Genomic DNA, 22,134 nt, shown 5'->3' on the forward strand with positions numbered 1-22,134 from the left:
CTAATTGCCTCTTTTAGTTTACTTGGCAGGAGTCCATTAGCCACTGCTGTACTTCACTATAGGTACCACGGAATAGGATCTCCTGTTTAGATTTCTCCATAAGGTGGTTGTAGCTGCCATCGTAGTAATTCTGCAGTAGCGAGACTACTACTGGGATGTAGGCCTCGCTATTACCATGATGTTCCAGTTCGCGATTAGCTGAAATCAATGCCTCATCTAGCTGCTTATAGCACTGACCACCTAAGCGTTTTTGAATTTTATTGAGATTGAAACGCAGCTCTTCCCCTAAGCATTGTACAGGGGGCTTTTCAATGGCCGCAAAACGCTTGAGTCCTTCATTGATATAATCGCGCACAATACGTTTTGCCCGCTCTTCCAAGGGCACTTCAACAAGTACTCGAGGAGCCGCTTTCATCGCGGTTTGCAGTGTGGGGGGGAGGGCACAGCATCCGATTAACCGGCTTTCATCCTCGATCGCAACATTGCCCGGCTGTTGGGAGAGTTTTAATAAATCAATACTGATTCTATTTTCAAAATTGATTTGTGAAGGCTGCTCGCTGTCAGTGCGGCCAAAACTGGAACCCCGATGTTTAGCGATGCCCTCAAGGTCTATAGATCGTTGAGCCCAATTGATCAGCTCTGTTTTTCCACTTCCCGTATATCCCGAAATTACGACCAGGGGTAGGCTTTTACATTGTTTCTCCAATTCTGACAGAAGGTAATTGCGCATCGCTTTATAGCCCCCTTTTATCATTGGATAGTCAATCCCTTCTGCAAGAAGCAGTTTTTGTGATATGCGGGAGCGTAGCCCCCCCCTAAAACAATAGAGATAGCCATTGGGAGAGTCATTGATGAACCTTTTCCAGTAAGCGAGGCGGGCAGTGATTACTTCTTCTGTGGCCAGCTCCCAGCCCAAATCAATGGCTGCCTGTTGTCCACTATGTTTGTATGCGGTACCAATTAGTTCACGCTGGTGATCATCCAATAGTGGATAATTATTTGCTGAGGGAAATGCGCCTCGGGAAAACTCTATAGGTGCACGTACATCTAAGAGGGGAGTATCCTCTAAAAACAGTTTTTTAAAATTTGCAGTATCTGTCCGCAAAGTAATATTCCCATTAAATTTATAGTGATTTTAGCCCCTATTGTATCGCCATTCTATATGAAGGCCTACTGGGAGTGTCGTGTTTTATATGCTTATAGATGGGCGGGCGATAGTAATTTGTTTTAATATATTATCTGCCCATGCTTAATTGCTGATGCTGTAATGAAATTGGATGTCTATTTCACTTTTAATGTGCATTATACGTATGTGGTTAAAGCTATTTAATATGGTTTTAAATGAGCCCCTAATTTGTTCCTGTCATTTTTATTGTTGAGTATTTGATTGGTCTAAAATTTAGGCTTCATCAAAGTGTTTAATATTTTAGTTTGTTTGTTTTCCCTTCAATTAGTGCTTCTGTTTTGCGTAATTATATCAATGGCTACTACATTTTTGTCATTCGATGAAGTGTGAGAGGTTTTTGTTGAAGTGTCAGGGGTTTTGTGAGTGCAATATTTTTGCAGTTGGCAAGGTGTTTGCGAGTTTCAACGGACAGAAGTCCTGATTATCAAAATAATGTGCAGGAAATAAGATTGTACTGCTGTTTCTTGTTGGTTTGTGAAGGGGGTTTGATGTGAGATAATTTTCCTTGCCATTTTTCTGTTAACGGATTTATTTTTCCTTCTTGAGGTTGTTAATGAAAGGTTTCTCGCTTTTTTGAGATATTTATTGCGGCTCTCATTTTAAAGTTTTTGAGGGGTGACTCGTAGGTGTGGTTTAGTCAGGTTGTTTTTCAATTTGATGGCCATATTTTTATCTATGTATAGCCTGTCATCACTGCTACAAAACCCGATATAAAAAAGTAAGTAAAAATGGCAAAAAAATATATCTATATACCCATAAATAGTGAGGAAATGCAGGAGTTCGCTAAGGATCTTGCGACTGCTTGGAGCATCCCTGTAAATCAGATATTGTCGAATAAAGCAACCTCTGGGCGTGGCAAAGCCATATATCGCTGGGTGGATCAATGTCTGAGTAAGCTCACTCCAGCAGATACACTTTACATCGTTACTCATGGTACTGGAGCTGCTGATGGTAAAGTGATTGGTGCAGAGCGATCGGTTGGCAGTAATAAGCAGAAGAAAGTCGTTAACAGGGGGGCTGTTACCTGGCAAGGCGGAGAGTGGAAAACATATACTCCAGAGCAGCTGGCTACTACCCTTTCAAAAGAAGGCCTACCAGCCAACTTTGTAAACCTACATGTTTGTGCTTGTGGTTCAGGCTATGATGGAAAAAAGCTGAGGCCCTGGGCTCAGCGCCTTCGTCAACAAATGGTGGGTACCTATAAAGACATTCAAGTTACGGGCTACTTGGGTTGGTTCTCATGTAGTGCAAATAAGGTATGTATTAAAGTGGGGCATGAGTTTTTCCCAATGGAGGATCGTGCAGTTACTTTTTCTTAAGAGTGACATAACACGGAATATTTCTAATGTCTAACTAAGTTTGCTCTTCAGGGATGAGGGCAAACAGAAAGTTGGTGCATGTTAGTTCATTTACCAGTAAATGATACTCACATATATAACTCCACAAATAAGTTGTTCAAGTGTAAGCCAAATATCTGTATAAATATTTAGCTTGTACTCTTCCATACTCTCCCTTTGCCTATAAAAAGGGCCGGGCATCTAAAGCACTTGGCGACTTATTTAAACACTCCGTTCCGTATTTCCAACTGTGCACTTTATGTGTCACCAAATACCGATTAGTCCTGGCCTGTGTATATTGGTCATTTCTTAGCTAAAATTTAAGTTCGTTTGTACATTGATAGTTATTCAGTAGTGAAATTCTTCTATGGAAAGATAAGTTTCGTTGGCCAGTCATGAGCAAAGCAGGATTCATAAAACTGACCTTGAAAATTACAGTATCTGCTCGCCAGTAAGTCCCCTATTCCTCCAGATTTAATGCCCTGATGTTTTGTAGAGAGTTCCGTGAATAATAAATAGGCATGTTGTCTAAAGTCTAATTGTTAGTGTTTGCCGTTAGGTGACAGATTGATATTTCTGACAAATATTGACAGTCAATATGAGAGAATGAATTTTAATTTGTTGCCCCTGAAATCAGATTTTGAGTTCACTTTTTGAACCTGATACTGACGACGGTCACGAGGAGTAATATTCGAACTCCAAAAAATAGTGCGGCTTATTAAATATAGTTTTGGAAGTGCATAGATTTTACAAGAGCGAATTGCTCTGGAATCTAGAAAGGATAGAAAAATGGCAAAAGAATATATCTATATCCCTATTGGCAGTGGAGAAATGCAGGAGTACGCTGAAAATTTAGCTAAGGCCTGGAAAATACCTGTAAATCAAATTCTGGCCAATAAGGTTACATCGGGCGTTGGTAAAGCCATGTATCGATGGGTGAACCAGTGCCTGAGTAAGCTGAATCCGGCAGACACGCTCTATATTGTAACTCATGGCACAGGGGCAGCAGACGGAAAATATATTGGTGCTGAACGTTCCACCAGCGACAATAAACAGAAAAAAATTTATGTAAATGGTCGGGAAGAGTGGCAAGGGGGAGAGTGGAAAACCTATACGCCTCAGCAACTGGCAACTACTCTGGTCAAAGAAGGGCTTCCCGCTAATTTTGTGAATTTACATGTATGTGCCTGTGGTTCTGGGTACGATGGAGAAAAGTTAAGACCTTGGGCTCAACGTTTGCGCCAAGCAATGGGCGGCACTCATAAAAATATTCAGGTGACTGGGTATAGAGGTTGGTTCTCCTGTAGTCCTGGTAAGGTTTGTATTAAAGTAGGTACTCAATTTTATCCATTGGAAGAGCGCGCGGTTACTTTTTCTTAAGTTTGGTACCTCTAATATGGGGGCTTCTGGCGTAGAAGTGCGCTCCATGTAGTTTCCCGGGTATACCCTGAATAGATAGCTGAACAGAAATCTGATCAGCTTTAATATTCAGGGATATCTTTCTCTATGACTGTTGACCAGTTACTAATCCTGATTATTTTAAGCATCACTATAACCCTGTTTATATGGGGGCGGTGGCGCCACGACATGGTTGCTTTAGCAGCCTTATTGACTTGTGTCTTTACCGGTCTGATTCCCCCGGAAAATGCTTTTATTGGTTTTGGGCATCCAGCAGTCGTGACTGTTGCTTGTGTGTTAATCCTGAGTCGCGGTTTACAAAATACCGGTGCAATGGATGCACTTGCACAACGAGTTGTTCGCAAAAGCGGGAGTATCTCAGTATCCATATTGTTACTCATTGGGCTCGGTGCGTTTTTATCGAGCTTTATGAATAATGTCGGCGCGTTGGCCTTATTAATGCCCGTGGCTGTGGATATGGCTGAGAAACAGAAAGTGGCATTGGGGAGGGTTTTGATGCCCCTGTCTTTCGCAACGATTCTGGGAGGGATGACCACACTGATAGGTACACCGCCAAACTTGGTCGTTTCCGGTTTTCGGGCGGATTCTGGCGCCGGTAGCTATGGTATGTTTGATTTCACCCCGGTGGGGCTGGCAGTTGCGATAGCTGGAGTTTTGTTTATTGCATTTGTTGGGTGGCGCTTGGTGCCTGTCCGCAACCGAACGGGGGCCTCCTCCTTTGAAACTGGCACATATTTAACAGAAGCACTTGTTGAGGAAAAAAGTGTAGCTGCCGGTAAGAATCTACGTGAAATTTCCAAGATGCTGGGAACAGAAGATGCCCAAGTTGTGGGTGTCGTACACAATGATGCCAGGGTCTCTCCCGCGACTCCCTGGCATAAAGTAAATAGTGGTGACATTTTGGTCATTGAGGCGGAGCCGGAGAGCCTTGCCACCTGCTTGTCCAATCTCAGTTTGAAAACAGTGGGAGCCCTTGGGGCAGATTCATCGGGTAAGGCTCGACAATCGGGCAGCAATAATACCGAGAGTGATTCTCAGAATAAGCCCCCAATAAAAGCACTTGCGGATCGTACCGAAATGCAGCTGCGGGAGTTGGTTGTTATGCCAGACTCCCCTTTAGTGGGACGCCCTATGAGGTTTTCACGCCTTGCAGCGAGATACCAGATTCACTTGCTAGCACTCTCGCGCCAGGGGCGCCGCTCGGTGCGCCGGTTGCGTTCGACACCATTACTGGCCGGTGATGCTCTGTTAATGATGGGGGCCGATGAAAACCTAAACAGCTTTGCTAGGGAAAAGGGCTGTGTGCCTCTGGCCTCAAGGGATATTAGCATTCCCAACAAGGAGAAGGCGGCCATTGCCCTATTGGCTATGGTGCTTGGTGTCGCTGGTGCAGCGTTCGGCCTATTGCCGGCAGCAATCTCGTTCGCCACTTGTGTATTGGCTTTTATGGCGTTGAAGATAGTGCCGCTGCGAAATGTTTATGACTCTATCGACGGGTCCGTAGTCGTGCTATTGGGGACTTTGATTGCTGTTGCTGATGTGATGGAGTCAACGGGAGCTGCAGACTTGGTCGCTCAGGTTCTGTTGGATGTCCTGGCTCAGGGCAGCGCTGTTTTGGCCCTGGGGCTGATCCTGGTAGTTACCATGACGCTGTCTGATTTCATGAATAATGTCGCCACTGCGGCTGTGATGTGTTCAATTGCCATGAGTACTGCAGAACAACTGGCGGTGAATCCAGATAGCTTCCTGATGGCTGTCGCAATTGGAGCCTCTTGCGCATTTCTAACACCGGTTGGGCACCAAAATAACACCCTAATTCTGGGGCCGGGAGGGTTTGAATTTGGTGATTACTGGAAAATGGGGCTGCCACTAGAATTGTTGGTACTGGTTGTGAGTATCCCCATGTTGCTTTGGGTTTGGCCCCTGTAATCGCAGTGAGTTCAAGCAATAGAATCGTCTACCGGCTGGGCCAACTCCGCCATAAACTTGCTACAAAAGCGCAAAATATCAGTCACAGTTACAATTCCAACCAGCTCGCCTTCCCGCATAACCAGTACCGAACCAATACTGGTATCTGCCATAGCTAAGAGAATTTTATCTAACGGGTCGTGGATATCTGCAATAAAGGGACGTCTGGCACATAGGTCATGTACATAAAGTTGCTGCTCTTCTAAACGGTGTCCCGGTGCATTGGCTCTTTCGATATCCCCTCGGGAAATGACCGTCTCCAAGTCGCCTGCACGTGTTACCGGCAGGTGGCGTACTTTGTGCTCCTCCATCATTGCCAGAGCATCCTCTACCGTGGCATTGATATCGATATGGTAGGGAAATGGCGTCATCAGAGCGGCCAAAGTCGGTATATGGTGGATATTATTGTGAGTGGACATAGTATGATCTGGGTATCCAATTGTATTTGGCAATATGCTCGATTACCGTTACACAGCGACTAATTTGCAATTGACGACTGCAGCTACAATATAGCTAATTGCGCTCCCTAGGGATATCCTTTTAAGATTGCAGATATGGCCGCCTTTGTTACACTTTTTAGCCCTTATTTTGAATTATTCCTATTATATTCAAAGGTAGGGACACAAATGGTTGATATTTGCCGGTGAAAGATTATTATTCGCGACCTCAGTCGAAAAATATAATCAGTGATTCGGAGTGTTTGCCGAACCGAGCTGAAATCGGCTAGTTTTTAATAATGTATTTGCCGAATATACCTAACACCAGAACTACACGATGTGTAGTGGTATCTACTCATGTATATCGGGCAATTCATAATATGCCGGACTAAACATCACTAAATTGCTTGCCATTGGCCAGCCATGGTGTTTGTTGATTTTTTACACGGTATATCCGAAATAACAATCTGTGTCGCCCAGCGCCACAGATATATCTCTGTGTTTTTTAATAACCGTCGTTGAGGTTTATTGAATGTTTCAGGAATACGAACAACTTGAACAACAAATCGCCGAACATCAGGCAAGAATCGAAGAGTTACAAGAGCAAATGGCTCAGGCTGAACGCAAGAAAGATGGCGTAATTGCCTATGATAAAGCACTGGTAAACCTTGCTGCTGAATACCACATGGATGAAGAGGAGTTCTTCGTTGCCCGTGGCCAGCAAATCGTTGAATGGCTGGTAGCACAGCTGGGTGATGAAGATCCAGCAGACTACGTACAAACCCTGAAGGCTCGCGTTGCCCGTCACCTCAAGAAGGAAGGTGACAGCCCCCGTCGCGGCCGTCGAGCAGCACCGGCAGCAAAGGCAGCAGAGCCCAAGCTGGAAACTGGTCACTATCGCAACCCGTATACCGGCGCTACTGTTGAAAAGAAAAAGCGTAATCCTAAGGCCCTGAGCCAGTGGATTGATGAGTACGGTCTGGACACCGTAAAAGAGTGGAAAATCTAATTCTGGATGACCACTAATTTGATGCCGGATATCCGGCATCAAATATTTTTTCAAAAATCGTTCGATTTTAATTCATCGCATTATTTGGCATTTTCACCGCATCCTCTCTTTACTTACCTTATTATATTCAGCATATGTCTGCCCCGTTATTTACCTGGGAGTTTATACTGTGCTTTCAAGACTTAAGCTGTTTATTTTCTGTACACTTTTTGTTCTGGTTGGGGCTTCAAATTGGGTTTTAGCCGACTCTTCTCAGTCTCAGGTTATTTACTTAATACGCCATGCAGAAAAAGAGAAAGGGCCCGGGGTGGGTCGCGACCCTCATTTGACTGAGGTGGGCCAGCAGCGTGCACGGCAACTCGCCTATATTCTTGGGGGAGTGGGTATAGATGCTATCTATAGCACTGACTACAACCGCACCCGGGAAACGGTTGAGCCTCTGTCAAAAGAGCTGGGGCTTGAAGTGGAAATTTATAACCCCAGAGATTTAAAAGAATTTGCTAACTCTTTGCAGCAGGCGGGAAATCGAATTTTAGTGGTTGGGCACAGCAATACCACTCCAAAACTGGCGGAATTGCTCGGCGGTGAAAAAGGGCGACCCATTCGAGAGGCCAGTGAGTTTGACCGACTCTATATCCTTGTGCGTGATAATGAGGGAGTAACCACTTTGATACAGCGCTATGGCCCGATGAAATCCTCGCAGGCAGAAAATGCAGTTTCAGAGTCATCTTAATTAATAATTTCTTTTATAAAAGTATCGACTACCTGTGACGCCAGTCCATGGCGGTGTTCCTTGAAGGCATCGCCGACACTACTGCGCTCCAGGTTCAACTCTATGGTGTGAGCTCCAGCCTGATTGGCACATTCAACAAATCCCGCTGCTGGATAGACGTTTCCAGATGTGCCAATGCTGATAAATAGGTCGCAATCGGACAACGCCTGATAGATAGTTTCCATTTCCAGAGGCATTTCTCCAAACCAGACCACATGGGGGCGAAGGTTTCCCGCCTGCTGACAGCAACTACAGGTATCAGCTATCGAAAGATCCGAATTGAGGGGATATAGTTTTCCGCTCCTACGGCATCGCGCTTTTAGTAGCTCTCCGTGCATATGAATTAGCTGCTCACTGCCCGCGCGCTCATGCAGGTTGTCAATATTTTGAGAAACCAGTAAGTAATCCCCTTGGAATTTCTGTTCCAGTTCGGCCAAGGCGAGATGGGCGGGGTTGGGATGGATATCTGCAGATAGCAGCTGCTGGCGGCGTTCATTGTAAAATCTATGTACCAGTGCCGGATTGCGATCAAATGCCTCTGGCGTTGCGACATCTTCCAGGCGATGGTTTTCCCACAGGCCATCGGCACCGCGAAAAGTACCTATGCCAGATTCAGCTGAAATTCCTGCGCCGGTAAGTACAACGATTTTTTGATACTGTTTTTTCATTTTATATTTTCACGCTAGGGCTTTGCCTGGATCTACAGAGGAGCTCGCATCCAGCTCAGAGGTCTTAATTGATGGGCTGGTGTGACTCATAATGTTACCGCCCTGGCACTTCCATGTGCAGGGTTTATTGGTAGCACTATTAGTTAATTTTGCACTAACTTTCTAATTTTCCCTTAGCTCCATGGAATTGATCCTTTAGTGCATCTTGAGCTTCGGCTTCACAAACCGGTTCGCCTGTCCGATTAGGTAGAGCAGCATAGCTCTCGGCCAGCCGTGAATTGCCGCCAAGTGCATACGGTAGAGCGAGCGATAGGCAAGGCCAGCAAGGCGCCCTTCTACGGTAAGACTGCCTTTAACCAGCGCCCCCATCAGGTTGCCAACGGCAGTGTACTGACTGAGGGATACCAGAGAACCTCGATCGCGATAATAAAAATGATGCAAAGGTCTATCTTCAAATAGGGCAATAATATTGTCGCCAACCAGGGTAGCCATTTGCTGTGCTGCCTGGGCGCGCGGAGGCACTCGCTGGTGATTGCCATCGATGCAACTGGCGCAGTCCCCCATGGCAAATATCTTTGCGTCAGTTTGGGTCTGCAAAGTAGTTTCCACTTCGATTTGATTGAGTCGGTTGGTACTGAGGCCATCCAGCTGGGTGAGGAATCCCGGAGCTTTGACGCCGGCAGCCCACACTCGGATTGCGGCTGGGAGTTCCCTGCCACAGGAGGTGGTAAGTCCACGTTCGTTTGCTGAAGCAATATGGTGGCCCGTAAGGATATTAACCCCCATCTTGGCCAGTTCGCGTTCAGCATTATTTCCAATTCGTTTTGGTAGTGCTGGGAGTAGGTGCTCACCCCCTTCTATCAAGGTGATTTCCATCGCATTGGGACGAATGCGTCCATAGTTGCCGACTTGTTTTACGGCATCCACCAATTCAGCAGAGAGTTCTACACCGGTTGCACCGCCGCCAACAATTGCCACTTTTAACTTATCATCAACATGTGTCTCCAGCCGCAGGAAACGATTGAGAAGGTTTTGGTGAAATTTTTGTGCTTCGTTGCTGCTATCCAGGAAAAAGCAGTTTTCTCTGACGCCGGGGATATGAAAGTCGTTACTGTGCCCGCCGATACACAGCACTAAATAATCGTATTCCAATTCCCGTGCGGGTACTAACTCGCTACCGTCCTCATCATTAACAGGTCCGAGCCCGACTACCTGTCGTTCACGATCCAGGGACTGCAGGCTACCCAACTGAAATTCATAGCCGTGAATGCGGGCATGCACCTGATAATTCAGTGCATCCATATTGGCATCCAATGCGCCGGAGGCAACCTGGTGTAGCAGTGGTTTCCACAGGTGGGTGCGATTTCGATCAACCAGAGTAACTTGTGCAGCGGGGGACTTGCGGCGGCGCTTAAAGAAAGGGGTAAAAGAAAAATATTGACCGAGCCGTGTAGCCAAATGCAGGCCGCTGGCACCGCCGCCAATAATGACGATCTTTTTCATAGGGGTCTTCCTGTCGATTGCTAAAAGCCGACTCCCCAATCTGTGAAGACCTTTTTTGGTATCGGGAAATATGTCACCGATGTTTTTTCTAACGCCAGTATGTCGCGCTGAAAGACAGATGACAAGTTAATAAAGTCGGTGAAGGCCTCTCTCAATAGAAATCATACAAAGCTCATAACCGGCTGTTGTTTCGGTTTCGCAAAATCCTTAAACCTGGCCTGGTACTGTCTCGTTGTCCTGTGAAATTAGCGCTCGCCAGTCTGCAGACTTGCGCAAGTGTACGCTCACTTCTGGATTCTGTGAGTCCGTTACTACACCGATTATTGACGCCTGGGTGTAACCGCGTTCTAGCAGTGCGCCCACGCAGGCTTCGGCTTGGTCAATAGGAACAGCAGCGAGGAGCCCCCCGCAAGTCTGTGGATCGGTAATCAGCGACCACTGGGGTAACCGCTGCCACTCCTGGGGGTTTTCCACAAAGGCGTAGGCATTGGCATTTTGCGGTTGCAGGCTGGATAGCCATCCGCGCTCGATACAAGTGGCGGCGCCGGAGATTAGCGGTAGATTCTCAGCGATCAGTGTCGCGCTTAATCCTTCAGGGCCGAGCATTTCCAATAGGTGGCCCAGCAGGCCAAAGCCCGTGACATCTGTCAGCGCATTGGCGTTATGGCGGGCAAATATCTCTGCGGCGTCGGCATTACTATGCAACATGGTTTCCAGCGCCTGCTGCAACCATAGGCCTTTAGCCTCTCCCGCGCCCTCTGCTGCCAGGATAGTACCTACTCCCAATGGCTTGCTCAGGATCAAGCTGTCTCCCCCGCGGGCCCCCGTTTTTTCCAGGAGTTGCTCCCGCTCGGAAAATCCATTGACGGTTAGGCCCATTAGCATTTCAGAACCTTCGGCGGTATGCCCTCCAGATAGGGCACAGTGGTGCCGGTTCAGCTCGTGGATGGCGCCTGCGAGCAACTGCTGTAGGTCTCGCCGGGTAATTTCCTCTGCAGCCGTAGGCAGGGTTGCAAGGATTTGTGCAGTGGCGGGTCGAGCATTCATAGCAAATAGGTCGGATAGGGCGTGCAGAGCCGCCAGGCGACCAAATATCCACGGATCATCTACAGGTGCACGCAGTTGGTCGGAGCTCTGCACTAATAAATGATTAGCCGGCAGGTCCATAACTGCGGCATCATCACCGACGCCCTTTAACAGGTATTCCGAATGCTGATCCGGAAGGGTCGCCAGCGTGCGGCGCAGGATGTCGGCTCCAACTTTTGCGCCACAGCCATTACAGCGCATAGGAGATAGAGAAGAGCCTGAGCGCTGGTCGACGATGTCTTTGGTTTTGGCAGTGTGATCAGCCATGTCCATTGGCAGCTCACTGAAGCGTCGCATAAATGTGCGGTCGATAGAGTCTTTCCATCGCCACATCAGACCGCTTGCAGCGGCGAAGCCATTTCGAACTGCCACAGCCCGCTTGCCACCACAGGAGAGCAGGCTGAGAAAATCTTTTTGTGGCCGGTATTGTTTTAAGCGGCGTCCGGTCAGGGAGGCGCGCAGATTGTGAAATAGAACTGGCCCCTGGCGAACGGCGTAAACCCCGGCCTTGGGTAGAGGCTCTGGGGCGAAACTGGCCACATCACCAGCTGCAAAAACGTCTTCCCGCCCCTGGGCGCGAAGTGTTTGATCCACCACCACAAAGCCTTTGTCATCGAGGGACAGGCCCGAGTTGGCCAGCCAGGGGGGAGCACAGGCATTGGTGGTGAGTATTACCTGATCGAGGGGCAGGCAGTCACCGCTCCCATTAACGACACCCTGTTCGGTAATTTCATTAACGGTCCAGTTATGGTGTAACTGAACCCCTAGCTCTTGCATCTCCTTTGAGACTAATTTGCGCGCTCTGACCGGATAGCCCTGGGGAATCGCTGCGGCACCATGAATCAGGTGAACCTCTACCTGCTTTTTCTTAACGGCACCTTGTAAAGCGTGAGCCATTGACATCGACAGCTCGCAGCCTCCGGCACCGCCGCCGACAACTCCCAAGCGGAAGGGCGAGGTGTTTTCACCAACCTGTTTTTGCAGCTTTTGCCAGAAACGGTAGAAATGCCCGATAGGCTTTACCGGGATTGCCAATTCGGAGCCCGGTAACTCGCGGGCGGGAGTCGCACCGACATCCAAAGAGAGCAGGTCGTACTCTACGGGAGGCCTGCCCAATAGGGATACGGTGCGATTATCGATGTCAATTTCGTGTGCACAGGCTTGAATAAAGCGGGCACCAGCGGCCCGGCAGAGCCTGGCCAGATCTATATGAGTGTCTTCCAGGGAGTAATGGCCCGCAACCATTCCGGGCAACATGCCGGAGTAGGCGGTTTGCACCTGGGGAGAGACCAGGGTCAGACGCGCGCCTGGCAGAGGGTTCATGGCCCACATTTGCAGCACAATAGCATGGCTATGGCCGCCGCCGACCAAAAGGATGTCCTGGTAGTTTGGATGCTCCTGCATGTCTACTCACTGGCTGGGTAACAGAAAAAATGAGAGGCGGTAAGGATACTGGCTTCCCAAACTTCCGCGCCGCGCAAATACACCCCTGGATAAATAGTAGACAGTTCGCATTTGACTGCGAGCGAATGGACGACGCAGCTGGTTATTATCGCGAATAGCAGCGCCAAGGCAAAAAAATCCCCAGGTGCTGGTCTTTACTGTATGGGCCTAATTGCAGTTGCAATCTGCGTAAAATTCATTTTCTGGCGCTTAATTCTAATGCCCCCAGAGCCCGCTTCTCAGAGTGCCTTTTTTCGTCGCTTAATCTGGTGGCTACTAGCTGGGCTATTGCTGGTGGAAGTTCTTCACTGGTGGGCAGCAAATTGGGTGCGGGTAAAAGCTGGCGACTGGATGGAGGAGCGAGGCCTTGAATTCCGCGTGGATCACCTACGCGTATCGCTGCTGGATCTAAGTGTTATAGCGGTTGATGTAAAAGCTGAGAATCGCGAAGGGCGGGGGTTCTCTGCTCATGAGGTAATGCTCGATTACAGCTGGTGGCAACTGATATGGGGGCGAGCTCATTTGCCCAAGGCATCGGTGAGCGGTGCCTATATGGACCTGCAATCTTACCCGGGTGAACTGTACCGGGAGTGGGAGGTGGGTGGCTGGAATCTTGGAGGTGGAGCGCGGCAGGATCGCGATTTCAGGCTGCTAATCGGTCGCGCCCAGATACGGGATAGTGAACTTTGCTACCTGCACAAGCCTATTTGGAACCAAGCTACCTGCGCAGCCATCGGCAAACTCCAAACCGATAAATTTACGCTGGCATTATGGCGCAAAGGTGATGTTCCCCTGAATGTAGATATTGCTATTGGGGATGTACAGGTCAGTGATTTATTGGCCTGGGAGGGAGGTAAATCACGATACAACACGGTGATAGGCAGTTTGGAAGGAACTCAGGTCAATTTTTCCTGGCCGAGCCTCAATACAGATCTTAACAAGTTTACTGCGGAATACTTTATAGGATGCCCGCCACAGCGTTGGGCCGATGCAATAGCAGGGCTGCAAAGCCTGATTGGACATTGCGCCTCCGCCCGTCGGCTTGCCGCAGAAGGTGATATGAAATTCGGGTTTGGCCGCAAAGCTCGTGCCCAGTGGCGGCAGCTCAATGGTGAGAGTGTTGTACTGAGGCACAGTGATCGCCTTTGGCAGGATTGGCGGGCCGGGGTTATTAGCATCAGTGAGTTTAATTTTGAGCGCCCGAAAAAGCGCTTGGGATGGAGGCGAGGCTTTGCCCAGGCATTTGATTGGTGTCCACGACATCTGCGTAACGCCAATTCCCACCTGTGCCTGCGAGCGGCTAATTTAGACCTGTCGGAAAAAACGGTTTTCGACTGGAACGATCGCTTAAAAATAAATACAGGGGCCAGTTCAATTAATCGGGGCTACCTCTTGGATATGGCTCGATCTACCAGCCATCCCATCAGGGCTAATAATGGTGTATTTGGTCCTCTTCAGTTTCATGCCAAAACGCGAATATTATCTTTTGCCCATCTTGCGATAGAAACAGCCAATGGGTGTGTACCGGGCGGTCTGTGGAAGAAGCCCGATCACTGTGTCTCTATGGTTGGTCTCAAAAGTACAGAGGAATTTGCCTTTCAGTTCGGCTCTGCTGAACACAATATTGATTGGGGGCTTTCCAGCGGTCCTCTGCAATTGGCTCAATTTTCAATAGGTGCCAGAGGTCGTCCCAGAGCTAAACTACAGGACCTACGCTGGCGGGCCATTGATACAATAGGTCGTAACGGCCCGCTATCTGCTCAGGACTTTTTTATCCAGTCACTATCAGGGTGTTTGCCGCAGGACTTTCTCCCCTCGGATTGGCAGCCTTTGTGCGCACGTTTAAACAGCTTTTCAGGGCAGGGACATTTTGCCTGGCAGGGAGGTGAAGATGGCTATGCCATTTTGGGAAAACTGCGCCTTCACCGATTACTTCTAAATGATTCCGCTGGTGCAGGAAATGGCTTACTGATACAGCAGTTTGAAAGTGGCGATAGCTTATATAAAAGAAAGGTTACAATTAATCCTTGGGTGGCGACCAGTCAGTTACCGGGTATTCCTCAAGGAGTTGGTGATGATAATTACGGCACCGAAAAAGGAAGACTGGATCAACAAAATATTGATGCGGATAAAAATCCTGACGACTTAGGGCTGGCCACCATAGAAAACCCAAATCTGGAAATAAAAAACCTTGTTTTGAAGAAACTGGCTGGTTGTCTTACTGAAGGTTGGGAAAGGCTATTTTATCGCGCCAACAAAAGTCACGAAAACCTGCCAGTTTGCTTTGATATCCACTCATTAGAGCAAAGGGAGCCACTCTTTATATCTTGGCAGCAGGGGATAGATCTCTCTGTAAAAAAATTTTCCGTGGTTAGTGCTGAAGCGAAGACAAAGGGAGGCAGGAAATTATTTGACTTAAAAAAGATAGAGCTGCCCCTTGCCAGACTAAGACATAGGCGTACACCAGGCTCTGAATCTTATCTCGCTTTGCCCGGTGCAAATGCTGAGCAGGTGAGTGGCTGCTTTCCCGGCGGTAGGCAAGTGAGTTCACTAAATATTCACTGTGTAGATGTTGAGCGCCTTTCACTGGGAGATTACTCCTTCGTTTATTTCAGCCAACGCAATCTAATTGCCAATATGGATGACTCAGCAATTCAATCCGTGCAGCTGAAAAACCTGTCTGGCGAGAATGTCTTCGACCTTGGGCGTGTACTTATACCAAAGCTAGAGTTGCTATGGTCCCGGGAAAAACCTACCCAGTCAAAAATTGCATTGCAGGATGTTGTTGCTGACAGAGTAACCTTGTGTATTCCCTGGCTAGCGAAGACTAATAAATCGATACCGACCTGTGTATTTGGGCAAGACATCCATTCGGTAGGACAAAGCGGTTGGTCGATCGAAGAAGTGGAATTAAAGGAGGACTTTGAAACTGTACCCATGTTGCAACTGGGGCGAGTATTCACGAAGAGAACGTCTTTTTCCTCCAATACTCTCGATTTTTATGGGCTCAATATCGATGATGTTCTGCTTTGTGGGTTGAGATCTTATTCTTCTGAAAATAATGAAGATATGGGTCTTGCCGATTGCATTGAGACCCCACAAATAAGCTTTGGTGATTCCTGGGTAAAATTGGGTATAGATTCAGGCGCCCCCCGCTTGGATTTAGGGCCGTTAAAGAGTAAGCCTATCGCTTTTTGGCAAAAGGGTAGCGACTATTTAGAAGCTGGTGTGCAGGGCTTGAGTTGGAGTCGATTTATCTGGGATAGAGGTGCAGAGTTCTCAGTGTCGAATCTAAGCTTGCAGAATATCCGGGTGTGTACGCGGGATACGGGGCTTGCAGTAACTGTGGATAAGCTGAGTCGGGCCAGGGCAGGTGACTCCCACCATTGTTTTGGGGTTGATAAATTATCCATGCCGGGATTACAGAAAATCAAATTGTCACACCCCTGGTCAGTTCAAGGTTCTGTAGAAATGGTTGGGTTATCAATACCCAGGAAAAATTTGGGGCCACTGAAAATACCAAAATTTGAAATTGATAATATCTCCTTGCAAGGGGAATCTTTGGCGAAAGCCTCTGGTGCGAGGGGATGTATGCCAGGGGGACTATTAAAAGACGAAAAGATAGCGCCCTGTTATGAATTTGGGGCCTTTAGTATTGGCAAGGCAGAAGGTATTACTGGCACTGGCGGAAGGCAGCTTATCCTTTCTGGGATAAAAATAAGTAATGTACAGTTGCATGAGCAAAATTTTCCACAGGAATTGCCACTTAAACTTTTATCGGTATCCGGTATGGGGGCCGGGCAATTAAACATCAGTCGACAGGGAGTTGATTTCAAGGATTTACAGTTTAAGGAAATTGCAGGATGTTTTCCCAGTGGTTACTTGGATCAGGGAGATCATTGCTTCAGCTTCTCGAGTTTAATGCTGGAGGGGAACTACCGCCGTGGTCAGGGGGCAGAACTTGCTGTTGTGAGGGTCAATGGCATCACTTTACTTTCACCCTCTGGGGAAGAGTTAGTGCACGGTGAGAGCATAACCTTGTCGCATTTGCTCTTTACCGATACTGAATGGCGCTTTGCCAGTGGTGAGGCAATTCACTTTCATTTTTTTGAGAGAAACCCGGACAGTTTGGATTTTGATCGCCATAGATGGGTGGCTGATTTTAAGTCCCTGTGGGTTGAAGGTTTGAGCTACTACCGCCCTAAGAAAACACTCACTATTGGTTTTATCGACTTTCTGCGCCCTCGATTTATTCTCTTAAGGGATTTATCGGGGAAGTTTCCGGTGGCCCGAAAAATTAATGAACTGCGAGGCTTTGGTGGTATTGACACATTTGCTTTCAGGGAGAAGGGCAGCCCGCCGCTACTTTATCATCTCGGTGACCTCTACCTAAAACACGGCACTTTTAGTTGGGTAGACTATCAAGATGAATTCAGGGCCCGCTTACCGGTCCGGGATATCAACTTTAATCTCAGTGATTTAAGTAACTTGGCCGAACACCCCCCTGCGGTGATTGTTGTTAATGGAAGGCCTGGCGGATTTGGTGAGGTTCAGATAGGGGGAACTGTAGATTACTTGGGAGATAAAAAGTGGAATGCTGATCTTACCGGATATCTCACCAGCGTAAATTTGATACCTGCTACGCCTTATATGGCCAAGTTGTTAGGTTACAAAATCCTTCAGGGGCAGGGAGATGCGGTAGTTAATATTCGGGTATTTGAAAATGAACTCGATGGCTTTGCCGATATACGACTGGAAAAACTAAAAGTTCGCCGGGTGCGGAAAGATGATCAGCTACCGGTGAAGTCCACGCTGATTCCCTTGAATATTGCTCTATGGTTGCTGAAAGACGGGCGGGGGGATATCAAGTTTGGCATGCCTGTTAGCGGCAATATTCGCGATCCCAAGTTCTCCTTTAGTTTTGTATTTAGTGAGTTGCTACAAAAGGCAATTATAGATGCCTTGATAAGCTATTTGACTCCCTATGGCGTATATTTGTTGGCACGTTATGCCTGGGGGCGTTTCAGGGCGAAATCATTTGCGTCTATTGACTTTGAGCCTGGAAGTGCAAAATTAACTAATTTAGCACTGACACAACTACAGCGTATGGTCTTTGTTTTACTTAAGAACCCTGACGCACGACCAGGAGTATGCGGCATCTCTAATGCCCGGGACTGGCAAGCCCTGTACCCCTATTCCATGGCAGGTATGAGCAGAAGCGGAAGAACTCAAGTTGCTTTTTATCAAAACCCATCTCTGGAACTTCGTGAGGAACTTGAAAATTTGGCAATGGAGCGAAGCCGAAATGTCGAAAAGTATTTGATTGATGCGGGAATAGAGGCTTCAGAATTAATCCCTTGCGCATCTGACTATATTGGTAAGGATTTTGGTGATCCAAGGGTGGAATTTTCGAATTAAATAAGTATGTAACATTTATATCTATATAAATAATGGTACAAATTTCCGTCGTCCCTTCCTGCCTTACAGATTGTGGTAGCTTCGTATCGCTATAGGTTTGTTAGGGTGTCAAGGCCGTTATTGAGGGCAGCGTTAATTATTTATTTTGCTGTAATTAGTACGTATAAGATTGTTTGCCTTATTTTTGTGAAACGATTCACTGTGTTTAAATATGCATCAGTTTTTCGGCTTTTTCTAAGATTTGTTATTTGCAGGGTGAGAGTTGGGACATTTTTACAGGTTGTTATGGGGTTAAGTAGTCTCCAGCTCTGCCTTTAGATTAACGTAATTTTCAAATTAATTTGAATTATGGCTTGCAAGTTGCTTCCTTGATGCGGTCGTAGAATTCCGGCATAGTGAGTCTGACATTCAATATATCAAAAATTTTTCTCCTAACATTGTGTGTGTTTTTAAGTTCTGAATACTCATTAGGGCTGCATATGAAAAAAATACTAATTATGCTTGTTTTTTTATTCGCCCCTCTTCTTTCCGCAGAGCAGGCGAAGGAAGAGCGGCAACCCCTAAAAACTATGTCCACTTGTTTGATCATGAATGGTTGGAATGCTTGGGGTATATGGCAGTATGATGTTTATGCGCTTGCCCGAGATAAGGTTCTTATTGGGAGTAAAGATAATCACTTTCTAATTTCTTCTGTTGATACTGGGTATTCTCATGTAATCAACGGGAAAACTGTGGCTTATTATCCCGAGGCTAAGTCTTTAAATGATCTAGGTGAAGCTTGCCAGGAAAATTGCCCGGTTAATTATGAGAAGCGGGTCAGCTGGTTTCAGCGACGCTGCAAGGAATATTAATAAAAGTTAGTTTGTAGTTTTATTTGTGAAAGGTTTCACAAATATTTGATTCTATTCGTTTCCTGATATAAGTAATAGTAAGGTAAAACAATATGACTCAAGTGCACGGAAGTTGCCTCTGTGGTTCAGTGACAATTAGCGCATCTTTGCCCTCTTCAAATCTGGGGGTTTGTCACTGCGGTATGTGCAAAAAATGGGGCGGTGGTCCTCTGTTGGCGGTGGATTGTCAAACCAGTGTTGAGATTACCGGTGAGGAACATGTCAGTGTATTTGATTCATCAATTTGGGCTGAACGGGGTTTTTGTTCAAAGTGCGGTTCGCACCTCTTTTATCGCTTAAAGGAAACTTCCCAGTACTCAGTGCCAGCGGGGATCTTTGATCTTCCGGCCGAGACAACAATGACCCATCAAATCTTTATCGATGAAAAGCCGGATTACTACGAATTTGCCAACGATACCCAGAAGATCACGGGGCTGGAGATAGTTACCGAGTACTCATGATAGTGAGTGCTCGCTATCTATATGGGTATCTTTTAGTCAAGACGGAATATGCGCCCGGGATTCACTTTAGGGTTACTATAGCGTCCTAGGGCTGTATCGCCGCTCCCCTCAATGGTGATTTCAGCTTAGAAGGGTACCAAAAGGGTCATCTGCATGGGTTTCGCTCACTGCGGCGGCTCTTTTAGCATCTTTGCGTTGGTATCCGGATGTCTCGTTCTGGAAGCACCTAATCTTTTAAGGTGCCGAGAGCATTAAGATGTAATCGGAAGGTAATACGGACTGGCTAAATTCCATGACTGAAACCCAAATTGTAGAAATTTTCCTGGCCAACCAATGGTGGTCCATCCTGGCGTTGGTGGTAATTGTAATTGGCGTAACTTTATGCTGGTTTGGTGGCCTGATGGCTGCGTTGACGGCCTTGGGTAACAAGCGCTGGGTTTGGGGGATTGTAACGATCGTCCTCGGGCCGATTACCGGTATTCCCTATGCATTGCGTTACAAAGAGGCGGAATATGCCCGATCGCTGATGCTGCGGGGTGTATGGGCCTTGCTGGTAGGTCTGATTATCGCCGGGGCTATCTTATTCTTTGGCCGTTAAAGGTTAATAGAGCGCTGGTTCTCAGGAGTCCAGCGCTCCCTCCTTCGATCGAATCACCTCTCCACAGACTTTTAGACATTTTTGATCAGGCGATCAGTACGCAGGCGCTCCCGCTTATCAAAGAGCTGCCTTGAGGCCAGGGCAACGGCGAGAAAAGTGCCGAAACCGGTGCCTGATGCAATCGCAAAAAGAATCAGAATTTGATATTTGACGGCAATTGTGGGGGAGGTACCTGAGAGAATCTGTCCTGTCATCATTCCTGGCAAAAATACTATCCCAGCGGCAGCCATGGAATTAATTGTCGGCATCAATCCTGCACGCATCGCATCCCGTCGAAACTCCAAGCTGGCTTGTTGCCAGGTATGCCCCAGCATCAAGCGGTTCTCAATAATATCCTTGGAGCGGTGCATACTTTCGGTTAGACGGTCCAGGCTTAGGGCAACACCAGTCATTGTATTACCCAGCAACATACCTAAAAGAGGAATGGAATACTGTGGTTGGTACCAGGGAGTAGGGCCAATCAGTACGGCCAAACTTAATATGGTGATACTGAAAGCGGACACCAGCATCGATAAGGTGCCCACGGCAAAGCTCCAACCACCGAGCAGGCGATACTTTTGTCGGGCTGCCACTTGCTGCCCGGCAAATAGCAGCATTGCCAAGGCCAGAAGTCCCATCCAAAGTAGGGTGCCAACCGCAAAAAGGGTTTCCAGTACCAGTCCAACCAGGGTGAGCTGAATAGCCGTGCGTAGAGCGGCAACAATTAACGATCTACTTAGTTGCAGTCGCGCTACATGAGTGCATACGGCTAGAGCCAGTACCAACCCCGCTGCCAAAGACAGCTGCCACCAGGATAGGTCGATTACACTCATCGACGGATCTCCTGTTCTTCCAGTTGATTATCAACAATGGCCAAGTGGCGGTGAGCTACCCTTCGAATCTGCTCCTGGCTATGAGCTACCCAAATCGTAGGTAGCTTGTGCTCCTCAATGAGCCCTGTCAGCCATTGCTCTACCTCATGCGCAGATTTGGCGTCTAGGTTGGCCGTAGGCTCATCTAGAAGAAGCGCTTGAGGTTTGTAGGATATTGCGCGAATAAGAGCCAGGCGCTGCTTTTCTCCCGAAGAGAGTCGATTTACTTGCCACTTTACCGCGTCCTCAGGAAAGCTGAGAAGTTTAAGTGCATCATTCATGGGTGTTGCGAAGTGATCGCCGACAGTTTCTTCCCACCAGGCAGTCTGCGCGGGAACCAACATCACATGCTTTCTCCACTGGTGTGCTGGATATGTACTCTGGGATTTATTCTTAAAGCATATGTCGCCTGTGTAGGGTTCAAGGTCAGCTATGGCTCTGAGTAAGCGGCTTTTCCCTGAGCCAGATGGACCCGATAAGCAAATAATTTGGCCAGATGCCATGGTTAAATTTATATTTTGAAGACAACCTACAAAAATATTTTTTAGCACCAGAGTTGACATGAGCTTCGTGGAGATTAGTGTTTACTAGAAATTATCAGCAAATGATCATTTGTGTAAAGTAAGTTTTATCTTTTAATTTGTTATTCTTTGTATATGAATTTTTGGTCTTTCTTGGATTGGGGAACGTCTTGATGCTCTGGGGTTATGGATTAAATCTATAACCTGTAAAAATTGTAGGATCTGTTAAGGACGGTGACAATGAAAATCTGGTGATATAAATTTTGTAGGTGTTGTTGTGGTTGTTATTTTGTAATTTTATCTAAAAACCAGTGGAGGAGAAAATTTTAGTTGTATCGATATTTTAATCTGTATGCCGGAAGCTATTATTTGAAGGGCTTGATTTTTAATAAGTGCAGTCGGTAAGGGGTGGGTCGGTTGATGGAGTTGGTTCTTATCCTGATCATGAGGAAGGCACTAATGAGATAATTATAGTTGAGCGAGAACGGTATCAATTTTACAGCCTAA

General features: G+C 47.1%; 16 protein-coding genes. 9 read left to right on the top strand and 7 right to left on the bottom strand.

All coding sequences use genetic code 11. The features are described 5' to 3' along the window. Positions 1-13: 13 nt before the first annotated feature. On the bottom strand, positions 14-1,105 hold the full coding sequence (gene mnmH / locus ACJJIW_RS09005) for a tRNA 2-selenouridine(34) synthase MnmH (protein ID WP_444937147.1): 1,092 nt from the start codon (positions 1,103-1,105) through the stop codon (positions 14-16). Between the two features lie 809 nt (positions 1,106-1,914). Between mnmH and ACJJIW_RS09010 the strand changes: the two genes are divergently transcribed. The 3 genes from ACJJIW_RS09010 (at position 1,915) to ACJJIW_RS09020 (ending at position 5,871) form a co-directional block, all read left to right on the top strand. Next, positions 1,915-2,505, top strand: a complete 591-nt coding sequence (locus ACJJIW_RS09010; RefSeq protein WP_282931117.1) for a hypothetical protein — start codon at positions 1,915-1,917, stop codon at positions 2,503-2,505. An 807-nt stretch (positions 2,506-3,312) separates the two neighbouring features. Further along, entirely contained in the window at positions 3,313-3,903 is a 591-nt protein-coding gene (locus ACJJIW_RS09015) for a hypothetical protein (protein ID WP_282931118.1), read from the top strand. A gap of 126 nt (positions 3,904-4,029) precedes the next feature. Then, positions 4,030-5,871 carry an SLC13 family permease gene (locus ACJJIW_RS09020; protein ID WP_282931119.1) on the top strand — a complete coding sequence of 614 codons (1,842 nt, stop codon included), beginning with the start codon at positions 4,030-4,032 and terminating at the stop codon, positions 5,869-5,871. An 11-nt stretch (positions 5,872-5,882) separates the two neighbouring features. On the opposite strand, the gene ACJJIW_RS09025 is transcribed toward ACJJIW_RS09020, so the two are convergent. Continuing rightward, a complete protein-coding gene (locus ACJJIW_RS09025; protein ID WP_282931120.1) occupies positions 5,883-6,329 on the bottom strand; it encodes a CBS domain-containing protein in 447 nt (148 codons plus the stop codon). Positions 6,330-6,879: 550 nt separating this feature from the next. Between ACJJIW_RS09025 and ACJJIW_RS09030 the strand changes: the two genes are divergently transcribed. Continuing rightward, positions 6,880-7,356, top strand: a complete 477-nt coding sequence (locus tag ACJJIW_RS09030) for a DNA binding protein (RefSeq protein WP_282931121.1) — start codon at positions 6,880-6,882, stop codon at positions 7,354-7,356. Between the two features lie 169 nt (positions 7,357-7,525). Then, entirely contained in the window at positions 7,526-8,089 is a 564-nt protein-coding gene (locus ACJJIW_RS09035; protein WP_444892110.1) for a SixA phosphatase family protein, read from the top strand. Here ACJJIW_RS09035 and cobB read toward each other — a convergent pair. The 3 genes from cobB to ACJJIW_RS09050 all read right to left on the bottom strand — a co-directional run bounded on the left by cobB (position 8,086) and on the right by ACJJIW_RS09050 (position 12,789). Beyond that, positions 8,086-8,796: a Sir2 family NAD+-dependent deacetylase gene (cobB, locus tag ACJJIW_RS09040; RefSeq protein WP_444937148.1), complete on the bottom strand. Its 711-nt coding sequence runs from the start codon at positions 8,794-8,796 to the stop codon at positions 8,086-8,088. The genes ACJJIW_RS09035 and cobB overlap by 4 nt on opposite strands. Before the next feature lie 195 nt (positions 8,797-8,991). Next, positions 8,992-10,299, bottom strand: a complete 1,308-nt coding sequence (locus ACJJIW_RS09045; protein WP_444892108.1) for an NAD(P)/FAD-dependent oxidoreductase — start codon at positions 10,297-10,299, stop codon at positions 8,992-8,994. A gap of 207 nt (positions 10,300-10,506) precedes the next feature. Continuing rightward, positions 10,507-12,789, bottom strand: coding sequence for a slr1591 family oxidoreductase (locus tag ACJJIW_RS09050; protein WP_444937149.1), 2,283 nt, complete (start codon positions 12,787-12,789; stop codon positions 10,507-10,509). Between the two features lie 258 nt (positions 12,790-13,047). Between ACJJIW_RS09050 and ACJJIW_RS09055 the strand changes: the two genes are divergently transcribed. The 4 genes from ACJJIW_RS09055 to ACJJIW_RS09070 all read left to right on the top strand — a co-directional run bounded on the left by ACJJIW_RS09055 (position 13,048) and on the right by ACJJIW_RS09070 (position 20,195). Continuing rightward, positions 13,048-18,246 carry a DUF748 domain-containing protein gene (locus ACJJIW_RS09055; RefSeq protein ID WP_444937150.1) on the top strand — a complete coding sequence of 1,733 codons (5,199 nt, stop codon included), beginning with the start codon at positions 13,048-13,050 and terminating at the stop codon, positions 18,244-18,246. Positions 18,247-18,725: 479 nt separating this feature from the next. Then, positions 18,726-19,097, top strand: a complete 372-nt coding sequence (locus tag ACJJIW_RS09060; protein ID WP_444937151.1) for a hypothetical protein — start codon at positions 18,726-18,728, stop codon at positions 19,095-19,097. Positions 19,098-19,189: 92 nt separating this feature from the next. After that, a complete protein-coding gene (locus ACJJIW_RS09065) occupies positions 19,190-19,597 on the top strand; it encodes a GFA family protein (protein ID WP_413663447.1) in 408 nt (135 codons plus the stop codon). A 292-nt stretch (positions 19,598-19,889) separates the two neighbouring features. Beyond that, entirely contained in the window at positions 19,890-20,195 is a 306-nt protein-coding gene (locus tag ACJJIW_RS09070; protein WP_282931129.1) for a hypothetical protein, read from the top strand. Positions 20,196-20,266: 71 nt separating this feature from the next. Here ACJJIW_RS09070 and ACJJIW_RS09075 read toward each other — a convergent pair whose 3' ends face one another. Both ACJJIW_RS09075 and ACJJIW_RS09080 read right to left on the bottom strand, forming a co-directional pair. Next, the gene (locus ACJJIW_RS09075; protein WP_282931130.1) at positions 20,267-21,067 is read right to left on the bottom strand and encodes an ABC transporter permease; all 801 of its coding nucleotides are present in this window, start codon (positions 21,065-21,067) and stop codon (positions 20,267-20,269) included. After that, on the bottom strand, positions 21,064-21,669 hold the full coding sequence (locus ACJJIW_RS09080) for an ABC transporter ATP-binding protein (protein WP_282931131.1): 606 nt from the start codon (positions 21,667-21,669) through the stop codon (positions 21,064-21,066). Before ACJJIW_RS09080 ends, ACJJIW_RS09075 begins: the two co-directional genes overlap by 4 nt. Between the last annotated feature and the right edge of the window lie 465 nt (positions 21,670-22,134).

This window comes from Microbulbifer maximicatervae (SeqCode), assembly GCF_052467815.1.

Bases quoted from the DNA above. Each gene is read 5' to 3' on its own strand.
- ACJJIW_RS09010 (WP_282931117.1), top strand. From the start codon at position 1,915: ATGGCAAAAAAATATATCTATATACCCATAAATAGTGAGGAAATGCAG.
- ACJJIW_RS09015 (WP_282931118.1), top strand. From the start codon at position 3,313: ATGGCAAAAGAATATATCTATATCCCTATTGGCAGTGGAGAAATGCAG.
- ACJJIW_RS09020 (WP_282931119.1), top strand. From the start codon at position 4,030: ATGACTGTTGACCAGTTACTAATCCTGATTATTTTAAGCATCACTATA.
- ACJJIW_RS09025 (WP_282931120.1), bottom strand. From the start codon at position 6,329: ATGTCCACTCACAATAATATCCACCATATACCGACTTTGGCCGCTCTG.
- ACJJIW_RS09030 (WP_282931121.1), top strand. From the start codon at position 6,880: ATGTTTCAGGAATACGAACAACTTGAACAACAAATCGCCGAACATCAG.
- cobB (WP_444937148.1), bottom strand. From the start codon at position 8,796: ATGAAAAAACAGTATCAAAAAATCGTTGTACTTACCGGCGCAGGAATT.
- ACJJIW_RS09045 (WP_444892108.1), bottom strand. From the start codon at position 10,299: ATGAAAAAGATCGTCATTATTGGCGGCGGTGCCAGCGGCCTGCATTTG.
- ACJJIW_RS09050 (WP_444937149.1), bottom strand. From the start codon at position 12,789: ATGCAGGAGCATCCAAACTACCAGGACATCCTTTTGGTCGGCGGCGGC.
- ACJJIW_RS09055 (WP_444937150.1), top strand. From the start codon at position 13,048: ATGCCCCCAGAGCCCGCTTCTCAGAGTGCCTTTTTTCGTCGCTTAATC.
- ACJJIW_RS09060 (WP_444937151.1), top strand. From the start codon at position 18,726: ATGAAAAAAATACTAATTATGCTTGTTTTTTTATTCGCCCCTCTTCTT.
- ACJJIW_RS09065 (WP_413663447.1), top strand. From the start codon at position 19,190: ATGACTCAAGTGCACGGAAGTTGCCTCTGTGGTTCAGTGACAATTAGC.
- ACJJIW_RS09070 (WP_282931129.1), top strand. From the start codon at position 19,890: ATGACTGAAACCCAAATTGTAGAAATTTTCCTGGCCAACCAATGGTGG.
- ACJJIW_RS09075 (WP_282931130.1), bottom strand. From the start codon at position 21,067: ATGAGTGTAATCGACCTATCCTGGTGGCAGCTGTCTTTGGCAGCGGGG.
- ACJJIW_RS09080 (WP_282931131.1), bottom strand. From the start codon at position 21,669: ATGTCAACTCTGGTGCTAAAAAATATTTTTGTAGGTTGTCTTCAAAAT.